This window comes from Flavobacteriales bacterium, from assembly GCA_021739695.1.
GTDB lineage: Bacteria > Bacteroidota > Bacteroidia > UBA10329 > UBA10329 > UBA10329.
In genome coordinates this window covers 56337-68061 of record JAIPBM010000011.1, presented here as the reverse complement: position 1 = coordinate 68061, position 11725 = coordinate 56337, and the positions used below count along the sequence as shown (strand labels likewise).

The window sequence follows — 11725 nt, the reverse complement described above, 5'->3', positions numbered from 1 at the left end:
GTTTATTGATTTTATTCTTGATCAGATCAGAATTTCACAACTTTTTGTGAGTACATCTCATCGTTCAATTTCAGATTCACGAAGTAGATTCCGCTTGTTACTGATTCCATTTCAACCACGTAGTTGTGGCGACCTTGGTTCAATTCTCCGCTTACAATTTCTAGTACTGTACGACCAGTAAGATCAACAACAGAAGCAGTAATGCGTGTTTGCTCTTTCAGGTCAATAAAGAATTGAGTTTGTCCCTGAAATGGATTTGGGTAAACTGAGAAAGTAGACAATGCACTGCTTGCAGGAATCAATTCTTGAATTCCAACAGCATCGCGTGGAACGCATGTGTAAACGATTTCTCCTCCAGTGTTTCCTGGGTCTGTTGGGTTTCCGCTTGCATCTTGAGAAAGTGAATGTCCCGCTTGGTCATCTCGTTGATAAAGAATATGAATACAATCGTCTACAGTTCTAGCCATAGAAGCGAATGCGCACTCAGAAAAATCATCTTCGTAGATATCAACTGGTGGAGACCAAGTATCTCCGTTGTCTCCTGATTCCATTACGTAGGTGTGACGAAGAAGTCGGCCAGCGCCATCATCAGATCCGTCCACAACCGAGCTATAAGAAAGATAAAGTACTCCGTCCGCATCAATACCGGCAGATGGATGTGAGGTAAGACCTGTACTGTAAATTCCGAATCGGAAAGTTGGGCTTCCTGTTGTCGGTACATCCAATGTGCCATTTCCATTAAGGTCAAGGGCAAAAGCAATGGTATCTACATCTTCAACGGAGCGTGTGGTGTTCCAATAGGCCAAACCATCCCAACCTGGGAAATAAGAGTAAGGTTCTGCGATCACATCATCAAGCATTCGGGTAATTCCCCAAAAGCAGTGAACTGTTCCGTTGTCATCTATCAACACAGACAATGATCCATCATTGCACTCTACGGTGTCGGCAATTTGGTCATCATCGATGTCAGAGATCATTGTTTTGTAGTCATACTTCGCAATTGGGAATTCATCCACAACAACTTTGGTCCAGTTATCACCGTTGTCTGTAGAGCTAAGTAATGTCACACCAGCTGAAAGACCACCGATCAAAATGGCTACGTTGTCACCGTTTGCATCAATCGCATAATCGTCAGTAGAAAAACCGAAGTAGAACGTAGAATCGATTGCAGGAATAACCTCATGAACGATATCGAAACTTGCACCACTGTTCGTGGATCTTGAGTAACAGATGGCACCAGCCTGTCCGTTGTAAAGAATCCAATCTTCAGTTACTGGGTCAGAAGGATAAGAGATGCTAAGAACGTGAAGTGAATTTCCGTCTGCACCACCAGCAACCATTCTTGGCCAATAGTTTCCGTCTGCAATTACAGGAGGAAGAAGTGTTTCAGAAGCAGTCCAAGCTCCTGTTCCAGCAACTGCTCGAGAGCTAATAATAAGATTGTTTGTATTTGTGTTGTGAGAAATCACGTGTTCGCTTCCATCTGCGTTAACAGCAATTGATGGCCAACCGTTTCTATCAGATTCTATTCGTGTTGTTGGTTGCGATCCCCATTGGTCAAGAATTCTATCCCAATAATTGTAACCTGTTCCACGATCAACGTATTGACCGCCAGTTTGAGACATGGTCCAAGTGGCTGAAATTCCAGTTTCGTGATTCACGATTCTGTTACACAGTGAAGAGTTTGTCTGAAGATCGTACTTGGTATCGCCAATTATTTCCTCTGCAAATTCTCCAGCCTCAGCGGTTGATGGAGTAGCGCTTGGATTGCTAAGCTGTTGCGATTCATTGCCAGAGAATGATTTTCCAGATGTCGCTTTAACAGTAGAGATTGAATTAGGCAGTGTAGCACGGTTCTGAGCAAAGGCACTGCCGAAAAGGGCCAATGGCAGAATGAATAAAGTAGATTTTTTCATCATTTGGGTTTGATAATTAATTGGAACGTGAAATTACTTCCCTGAATTCAATTATCATAACGTTAACCATGGCTTTGGTTAATATGAAGACAAAGAATGTTCTCAGAAATCCTCTGGGCCCACTCGTTGAAGCGTGTCAATCACGTAACCAGATTCGCACTTGAGGGTGCGCGCAGGGTGTTTTTTGAAAAAGGAATAATTGTGAGTAGCAAGAAGAACGCTTGTTCCTGTCTTGGTAATGTCAATCATCAGCTGCAAAATGCCATCCGAAGTTTCGGGGTCAAGATTTCCTGTTGGTTCATCGGCCAAAATAACTTCCGGTTGGTTGATCAATGCGCGGGCAACTGCAACACGCTGCTGCTCACCTCCAGATAGTTGATGCGACATTTTGAACTTAGATTCAAGGGAAATGTTGACCATCGTCAGAACTTCGTCTATGCGTTCGTCCATTTTTGCCTTGTCTTTCCAGCCAGTGGCTTCCATCACGAATTTCAAGTTTTTCTCAACTGTTCTGTCTGTCAGCAGTTGGAAATCCTGAAAAACGATTCCCAATTTCCGTCTCAAGAATGGAATTTCCTTTTGTTGAATACCCGCCAATGCATGCCCAGCTACGTAGCCTTCGCCATCGCGCAATGGAAGATCAGCATACAACGTTCTGAGCAGACTGCTTTTTCCAGCGCCTGTCCGTCCTATGAGATAGATGAATTCGCCTTTATCGATGGCGAAAGAAACTTTATTCAATACCACATTTTCGCGGATGTAAACCGTGACGTCTGAAAGCTGAACAATATGATCGTGATTTTCCATTGAGATGGGTTCAAAGTTAATATTCTGAACAACTGGCAAGCAGATGGTTTTTGCCTTTAACTCTTAACATGTTCGCGTTGAAAAGTATTGTGTTTTAAAAAAATGGCTGGCTGCTATCACAATAATTTAGCACGGATGACCTGGCCGAAAATGTGGAAGAAATATTGCTTTTTTGTGAGTTTTGGCTTATCAATTCTGTTTCTGGGAATTGAAGGTTCAATGGCTCAGCGTGTTTCGGTGGATGTGGACCCGATCCGTGAGTATTCCGTAGGCATAGAGCTTTTTCAAAAGCGGAAGTACGCGGCAGCGCAAGAACGGTTTTCGCGAGCACTCCAGCACACCAAAGCGCTTCCAAGCATTCAACAGGAAAATGCGATTTACTATCAGGCTTCGTGTGCATTGGAGCTTTTCAATGCGGATGGAGAATCGTTGATGCAAACTTTCATTGAGTTTCATCCCGAACATCCAATGGTCAACATGGCCAATTTTCAATTGGGCACTTATTATTTCACCAAGAAGCAGTACAGATCCGTTCTCGACCAATTTGATCTGGTCGATGAATTGAAGCTTGATCAGCAATATCTCGAAGAGTATTATTTCAAAAAAGGCTACGCGCATTTTCAACAAGAAGAGTACGATAAGGCCAAGGAGGCGCTTTCGCATGTGCTGAATGGAGGAAAGAAATACCGATCTCCGGCACTCTACTACAGTTCTTACATATTATATAGGGAAGGAAAGAACGAAGTTGCCCTGACGGGATTCAAGGAGCTGGAATCGGATAAGCTGTTCGGTAATGTGGTGCCATTTTATATCCTACAGATCTATTACCGGCAAGGCAAGGACCAAGAGGTGATAGATTACGGAAAGCAGCTGCTGGAAAAGGATTTTGCAAAGTCAAAAAGTGGTGAAATACATCGCATGCTTGGCGAAGCTTATTACAATTTGGGCCAGTATAAGGAAGCTGTTCCAGAGATGGAAATTGCCATTTCTGAATTGGGTGGAAATCGCGATGACCGATACAAATTGGCTTATGCAGCCTATCGCGGAGCAGATTATGAAAAGGCATTACTGTACTATAAACAAGTAACAGACGAAGAAGACGAGCTTACGCAATTGGCCTATTATCATATGGGCGATTGTTACTTGAAGACCGATCAGAAAATGGAAGCCAGAAGTGCTTTCCGTTCTGCATCCAAATACGCCTTCGATAAGCAGATTCAAGAAGACGCGCTGTTCAATTTTGCCAAGGCAGCATACGAACTTTCATACGACCCTTATAATGAGGCCGTTCAAGCGTTTGAAGAATACATTGATAAGAATCCGAACAGCGAACGGGTTGACGAAGCCTACAATTTTCTGTTGAAGGTTTATCTCACGACTCACAATTACGAAAGCGCGCTGAAATCTATAGATAAGATGAAAGTGGTGAACGATGGGCTGAAGGAAACCTATCAGCGCATTGCTTATCTGCGCGGAACTGAACTCTTCAATGACCTGATATTTAAGACAGCGGTCAATTTTTTCCAACGTTCAGATAAGTATCCGGTCAATCCGAAAATCACTGCACAGGCTATTTTTTGGCAAGCAGAAACGTATTCTAGGATGCAGCGTTGGAATGCTGCAGAGTCACACTACAAGCTATTCATGGAGGCGCCAAGCGCCATCAATCTTTCCGAATTCGGTTTGGCTCATTACGGACTGGCTTACGTTTATTTCGAGAATCAGCGCTTTGATGATGCCATCAGTTGGTTCAGACGTTTTGTCGATTACGAAAAAGTGGATTCGCTTCGAGTGAACGATGGTTTGCTACGAATTGCCGATGCTTACTATCTGCAAAAGAATAACAAGCGAGCCATCGAGTTTTACGATAGGGCCATCAAGTTCGATAAGTTCGATACTGACTACGCGATCTTCCAAATTGCTGTTTGCTATGGGCTAGATGGGCAAAATGCTTCAAAAGTGGAAACGTTGAAAGCCATGTTGGAGAACTATCCTGAAACCGATTTTGCAGCCGATGCCAAATATGAAATTGCCGAGACATTCTTCTTTACGGATAACAGTTCCGAAGCCATCAGGTATTTCGATAAGGTGATTTCAGAACATCCGAATTCGAGTTATGTGCCTAAAGCCAAACTGAACAAAGGACTTTTGTTCTACAATCAAAGTTTGGACGCGCAGGCGCTGCCATTGTTTGAAGATGTGGCGGAGAATTATCCGGCAACAGAAGAAGCCAAGGAAGCATTGATGAAGATCCAAAAGATCTACGTGGAACGGGGCGATGTTCCTGGATTTGAAAAATACGTGGCCGCCAACAATTTCCCTGACATCACAACTGGCGCATTGGACACCTCTTATTACGAAAGTGCTGAGTTGATGTACTTGCGCGGAAACCTTGCGGGAGCAATGACAGAGTTCAAGTCCTATCTCGATAAGTTCCCGAACGGATATTTTAAATTGAACGCCAATTTCTACAGAGCAGAAGCTGCGGTTCAGCTAAAGGATTATGATCAGGCACTTGTTGGATTTGATCATGTGCTGGAGTTCAAAAAGAACGGATTCACCGAAAGGTCGCTGATGTCGGCATCGGAGATCTATTTCTTCCAGAAAAAGTACAACGATGCATTATTACGATTTACCATGCTTGAGGAAGTTGCCGAAAACGCAGAAAACCTCATGGAAGCACGAGTTGGTTTGATGCGCTGCAATTATTTGCTCAACAATTTCGAGCAAGCACATGAATATGCCTTAAAGCTTCAGCGCTCGGATAAAGTGCCCGAAGAAATTCTTGCCGAAGCGAGCTTGACATCGGCCAAATGTGCCTTAGCGGAGAACAATTTGCGTATGGCGCAAGAGCGATTCAAGCAAACCTTACTTGAGTCGAACAGCGAGATTGGAGCAGAAGCGCTCTACAACTTGGCTTACATTCATTATTTGGAGCAGGAGTATGACCAATCAGAAAAATTGGTCTTCGAAATGGTCAACATCTTCCCGAGTTACGGAGAATGGATCTCGAGATCGTTCCTGCTTCTTGCTGATGATTACATCGCTAGGAATGACCTGTTTCAGGCCAAACTGACGCTTCAAAATCTCATCGACAATTATGACGGAGAACTAAAGAAAGAGGCGCAGCTCAAGCTTGAACGAGTGAATGATATGCAGCCAAAATTGGAAGAACGAAAAGATGGCGCTGGCTGGGATATTGAATTTGAGCAGGAAGGAAAAGTGCGTGACGACATTTTTGAAGTAGATGAGGACGAGGAGTATCAACTTGAAATGGAAGTAGAATGAAAAAGATGGTTTCTCGAATCGTTCTTGTGCTGCTTTTAGCCAGTGTTGGTAGCGGTCTGTTTGCGCAGACAAGTCAGCAACTTCCAGACAGTTTGCGCTTCACTATTCGCAAAGATTATCGTCCTGTGGCCAGAGATGCCCGAAAAATCCTTTCCAAGCCAGAAGTAAAACACGATTCGGCCAGTTTGGCTCCAGTCAATTATTCTGTGCTGCCAAAAACCAAGGAGATCGGTTATGAAGCGGAGCCATTGCGGGCAGCAACACTTTCGAACGAGCCATTGGCAAAGCTTTACAACGGATTTGTGAAAGCTGGATTCGGGAATTACACCATGCCGTTTTTCGAGGCGAGTTTTAGCAGCCTACGCAGTAAAAAATATCAAGCAGGTTTCTTTGCTCGCTACCACGCTTCATTCGCAAAGCTGAACAAGGTTCGAAACTTTGGTTTTACTGATGCTGGCATCACCGGATTTGGTAAATATTTCATGAAGAATCATGTGTTGGCTGGCAAACTGGAATATGATGTGGATGAAAATTACTACTACGGATTCAAGTTTTCAGATGTCACATTTGGCAATGCCAATGCGGCCAAAGGTGATAGCATGCATCAGGTATTTCATCATGTGGGCTTCAATTTAGATCTGAATGCGCTGCGCGAGAAAAAGCTTCATCTGCTCAACGAAGCAGCCATTGCCTATAAATACACGCGCGATAATTTCCAAGCCGAAGAGCATTATGCCGCACTATCGGCTGGAGTTGCATTCAAGATCAAGAAAGAACAGATGTTCATCCGAACTGCGTTCGATTATTACAATCTGGCTCAACCAAGTCTTAAGACCAATAATTTAATCTGGGGAATTCAGCCTGAATTCAGAGCAAGAAGAGAACGTTGGGGAATTGATCTTGGAGTGAATTTCGCACTCGATGTAAACGACACGACTACCAAGATTCTCCTTTTTCCAGTGGTGAATTTTCATTATTTCATCGTGAAAGACATGCTCCGATTCTATGTAGGAGCAAAAGGCGGAGTTCAACGTAATGGATTGCGCTCCATTTCTCAGGTCAATCCATATTTCAACACAAACCAAGCGCTTAGCAATAGCTGGGAAAGGTTGAATATTTATGGTGGCTTTAAAGGAAGCATCACACGAAGCATTGGTTATGATCTTTCCGTAGCAGAAATCATTACCGGACAGCAGATGTTCTTCGTCAATGACACATCAAACGGCTTGGGCAATAAGTTTCTCGCTGAGTTCCATGACGTGCGCGTAACGAGTTTTAAAGGAGCTTTGAGTTATCAATTGAAAAGCAAACTTCAACTGGTTGCCGAAGCGGAATATAGACTTTTTGTAATGCCAACAGACAGTATCAAACCTTGGCACGAGGCACCATTCCGGTTCACGTTTGCAGGTAATTACAATCTCAAAGACAAACTCATCTTCAAGGCTTCCATCAGCGCCTATGGAGCAAGAGTTGCGCGCGGGTTCAGTACCGATTCCATGGGAGTTGTGAGCATGACTCCAATAACGCTTAAAGGATATGCGGATGCCAATATCGGAGTAGAATACCGCTACCGAAGATGGCTGGGTGCTTTTGTGGACCTAAGAAACATTGCTGCACTTCGTTATGAAGTATGGAATCAGTATCAAGCACAACGGTTCAGCTTCATTGCCGGACTGCATTTCAGCTTCTGATTTCAGGGTGTGTAAAACTGCCCGTTTTTTGTTGATAAATGAGAACGAAACCCCAGTATTTACGGGGCTTTCGGGGGTGTTTTGAGTATCTTCGGGGGTTGATTTGATTTAACCCAAAATAATCGAAAACAGTGGAAGAAAAAGATAAGCCGCAAAAGGCGTATTCGGCCGATAGTATTCAGGCCTTGGAGGGGATGGAGCACGTAAGAATGCGTCCATCCATGTACATTGGAGATGTAGGAATAAGAGGACTTCATCATCTCGTCTACGAGGTTGTCGATAACTCGATTGATGAGGCACTTGCTGGACATTGCGACCACATTAATGTCACCATTACCGAAAACAATGGAATCATTGTCCGTGATAACGGTCGAGGTATTCCGGTTGATATGCACAAGAAAGAAGGCGTTTCTGCCTTGGAGGTTGTAATGACCAAGATCGGTGCAGGTGGTAAGTTCGATAAAGACTCGTACAAAGTATCTGGCGGATTGCACGGGGTAGGAGTCTCCGTGGTCAATGCGCTCTCGGTCAATTTGAGGGCAACCGTTTATCGCGAAGGTGTAATCTGGCAACAGGAGTACAGCCGAGGTAAGAGAATTAATGAGGTGAAGCAAATTGGAACAACTGAACTTCGCGGAACCGAAGTTGAGTTCTACCCTGATAATCAGATTTTTGACGATTCGCTGGTGTTCAATTACGAAACGCTCGCTACAAGAATGCGCGAACTGTCATTCCTAAACAAAGGAATTACCGTAACGCTAACTGATAGAAGAAATCCAGATGATAAAGGAGAGTTTCCAACAGAAACGTTCCATTCAGAGGAAGGATTGAAAGAATTTGTCGTTTTTCTTGATGGAAATCGTGAAAGACTGATCAGTGATGTCATCAGTATTGAAGGAGAGAAAGGAGGGATTCCTGTTGAGGTGGCGATGGTTTACAACACCTCCTACTCGGAGAATATCCATGCCTACGTAAACAACATCAACACACACGAAGGAGGAACGCACCTTTCAGGTTTCAGACGAGGTTTGACCAATACATTGAAGAAGTACGCAGATGCTTCTGGAATGTTGGACAAACTCAAGTTCGAGATTTCAGGAGATGATTTCCGTGAAGGCTTGACGGCAATTGTTTCTGTTAAAGTTCAAGAGCCACAATTTGAAGGTCAGACAAAGACCAAATTGGGAAACAGAGAAGTAACAGCTCCAGTTAGCCAGGCAGTGAGTGAAATGCTGGAGAACTATTTGGAAGAACATCCTGCTGATGCGAGGATCATCGTTCAGAAGGTGATTCTTGCAGCGACTGCTCGTCATGCTGCTCGCAAAGCGCGCGAAATGGTTCAGCGTAAGAACGTAATGAGCGGTTCTGGCCTTCCAGGAAAACTGTCTGATTGCTCTGATAAAGACCCAGTAAACTGCGAATTATTCCTTGTCGAGGGAGATTCTGCGGGCGGAACAGCCAAGCAAGGCCGTGACCGAATGTTTCAGGCCATTCTTCCTTTGCGCGGAAAGATTCTGAACGTGGAGAAGGCCATGCAACACAAGGCTTTTGAGAATGAAGAGATCAAGAACATGTACACAGCGCTTGGCGTAACCATTGGTACTGCTGAAGATGAGCGTGAGTTGAACATGGAGAAACTTCGTTACCATAAGGTCATCATCATGTGCGATGCTGATGTTGATGGTAGTCATATCGCTACCCTTATTCTGACATTCTTCTTCAGATATATGCGCGAATTGGTAGAGGCAGGTTATCTATACATAGCTGCTCCTCCACTTTATTTGGTGAAAAAAGGTGCTAAATCAGAATATTGCTGGAATGATGTTCAACGCGACACTGCAGTGATGAAGTTGAAAGGCGAAGGCAAAGAGAGTTCTGTAGGAATTCAGCGCTATAAAGGTCTTGGAGAGATGAATGCTGAGCAGCTTTGGGAAACGACCATGGATCCTAGCTTCAGAACCCTAAGAAAAGTCACTATAGATAACGCTGCAGAGGCAGATAGAATCTTTAGCATGCTTATGGGGGATGAAGTTCCACCGCGTAGAGAGTTCATCGAAAAGAACGCGAAATACGCTAAGATTGATGCGTAATTTGGTTTTTAGCTACAAAAAAAAGGGGCGTTTCGTTTGAAACACCCCTTTTTTCTGCAATTGACTCTGTATTGCTCATTAAATGAGCTATAATCACTTAACTGTTACATATTCAAAGTTCAATCTCACTTTTACCATACCGTTTTGTGGTTCTGATACAGCTGTTCCTATCGAAGTTCCACTTTTCTCTAATTTCCCAACCTTTCCGTCTTCAGCAACGGCTAACAAATCGCCTTTCGAAATTTTAACTGTTTCCGATACTTTGACTGAGACCACACCGCTGGTTCTAATTACATCACTACGTAGGTTCGAGTTTGAACCAGTGAACACAGCAATCGCTTCGTCATCTCCGACAGTAGCTTTTCGAAGGTCTCCAGTTATAGTTCCTGTAGAAGAACTAAGGACGTCTCCAACTTCAAAATTGGTATTGCGTTTGACGGGTGAACCTTGGCTAAATCCATTGCTGGAGCATAGTACCACCAGCGAAAATCCTAGTATGATTGCGGATGTAGACTTCATTGTGTTATGTGTTTTGAGTTTCTGTAAAAGTTTTAGCTTAATGCTCTGCATCAACGGTTTACGGTCGAATTTCCGTTACGGTCAGATACCTCTCTTTTATGTTAAAAGATTCCGTTCCTGAACCATAAGTGTCGGGAATCCAGCATTCCACAGTGTACGTTCGATTGCCAGCTGCGGGCGTATCACCTACAACCAAGGCAACATTAGAATTAATGAAATAGTAAGCGTCATCATGTGTGTACGTTGCTGTTCTACCTATTTCTGTTCCATCTCGCAAAATTCTGAAATAGATTAGTTCAGGTCCATACCAGTTTAGGTCGTCAACTTCGACATGACCACTGAAAGAGACCAATAAGGAGCTTCCGCTCGTCACAGTTCGTGTGACAGACATAGCATCAACCAATTGAAACGCCCCAGGAGTGTAACCCACTCCAGCTGAACTGCTGTATGAACCGTCATTTGTTCCAATAATTCGAACTTCAGATGTTGCGGAGGCTTGACTAATTCCTTGACCCGCAGTTCCGGAAGAGCCTGTAGGTCCAGCGGGACCTTGAGGGCCCGCAGGGCCTTGAGCACCAGCAGGTCCTGTTGCCCCGTTCGTACCATTCGTTCCAGCGGGCCCTTGAGGACCGGCAGGGCCAGCAGGACCAGTTGCTCCGTTCGTACCATTTGTTCCCGCAGGCCCTTGAGCGCCCGCAGGACCAGCAGGACCAGTTGCACCGTTCGCACCAGCGGGACCAGTTGCACCATTCGCTCCAGCAGGTCCTGTCGGGCCAGGAACTCCTGTCGAAGGACCTGTTGGTCCTTGTGGGCCAGTAGGACCAGCAATTCCGTCTGCTCCAGTTGGGCCAGCAGGGCCAGCAGGGCCAGTGGCTCCCGTGCTTCCAGGTAATCCGTTAGCTCCAACGGGACCGGTTGGACCAGTTGGGCCAGCAACTCCAACACCTGTTGGGCCTTGAGGGCCTGTTGCTCCATTACTGCCGGGTGCTCCAGCTGGGCCCGCAGCACCTTGAGCTCCTGTAGGACCTGTTGGGCCAGTAGACCCAAAGCCACCTCCAATACAGACCCATTGTGCATTGGTTTCATCCCAGTAGCAGAATTGAGAAAGATCAGTGTCATACACAATTAGACCATCGGCTCCAGCAATTAGGTTGATCTGTGTAGTTCTCTGAAGTGTATTCAATCGGGGGATAAGAAGTCCTTTCTTATTGGAAGAAACATCCAATATGGCATTCTCATGAGGAGTTGTAGTGCCAATACCAACGTTGTCTTGAGCTAAAGCGCTAGTTCCATTGGAAAACAATTGCAACATAATCATTGCTGTCGCAAACAATCTAAAATATATTCTCATTGAAGGGGGTTTTATAGAATTGTCAAATGTAAGTAAATGTTCAATCCATTCAATCAGCAACAA

General features: G+C 44.5%; 7 protein-coding genes. 3 read left to right on the top strand and 4 right to left on the bottom strand.

Translation table 11 applies throughout. From position 1 onward, the window contains the following. Positions 1–26 precede the first annotated feature (26 nt). Both K9J17_08815 and K9J17_08810 read right to left on the bottom strand, forming a co-directional pair. Complete coding sequence (locus K9J17_08815; protein ID MCF8276822.1) at positions 27–1916, bottom strand: T9SS type A sorting domain-containing protein; 1890 nt, start codon at positions 1914–1916, stop codon at positions 27–29. Positions 1917–2018: 102 nt separating this feature from the next. Beyond that, positions 2019–2723: an ATP-binding cassette domain-containing protein gene (locus K9J17_08810; protein MCF8276821.1), complete on the bottom strand. Its 705-nt coding sequence runs from the start codon at positions 2721–2723 to the stop codon at positions 2019–2021. Positions 2724–2858: 135 nt separating this feature from the next. Between K9J17_08810 and K9J17_08805 the strand changes: the two genes are divergently transcribed. From K9J17_08805 to gyrB, 3 genes are all read left to right on the top strand, one after another. Then, positions 2859–6011, top strand: a complete 3153-nt coding sequence (locus K9J17_08805; GenBank protein ID MCF8276820.1) for a tetratricopeptide repeat protein — start codon at positions 2859–2861, stop codon at positions 6009–6011. Beyond that, a complete protein-coding gene (locus K9J17_08800; GenBank protein ID MCF8276819.1) occupies positions 6008–7702 on the top strand; it encodes a hypothetical protein in 1695 nt (564 codons plus the stop codon). The genes K9J17_08805 and K9J17_08800 overlap by 4 nt, the downstream gene beginning before the upstream one ends. 131 nt (positions 7703–7833) lie before the next feature. Next, positions 7834–9792, top strand: a complete 1959-nt coding sequence (gene gyrB, locus K9J17_08795) for a DNA topoisomerase (ATP-hydrolyzing) subunit B (GenBank protein ID MCF8276818.1) — start codon at positions 7834–7836, stop codon at positions 9790–9792. Between the two features lie 93 nt (positions 9793–9885). Here gyrB and K9J17_08790 read toward each other — a convergent pair whose 3' ends face one another. Both K9J17_08790 and K9J17_08785 read right to left on the bottom strand, forming a co-directional pair. Beyond that, positions 9886–10311 carry a hypothetical protein gene (locus K9J17_08790; GenBank protein MCF8276817.1) on the bottom strand — a complete coding sequence of 142 codons (426 nt, stop codon included), beginning with the start codon at positions 10309–10311 and terminating at the stop codon, positions 9886–9888. A 58-nt stretch (positions 10312–10369) separates the two neighbouring features. Beyond that, positions 10370–11662: a hypothetical protein gene (locus K9J17_08785; protein MCF8276816.1), complete on the bottom strand. Its 1293-nt coding sequence runs from the start codon at positions 11660–11662 to the stop codon at positions 10370–10372. Positions 11663–11725: the final 63 nt, after the last annotated feature.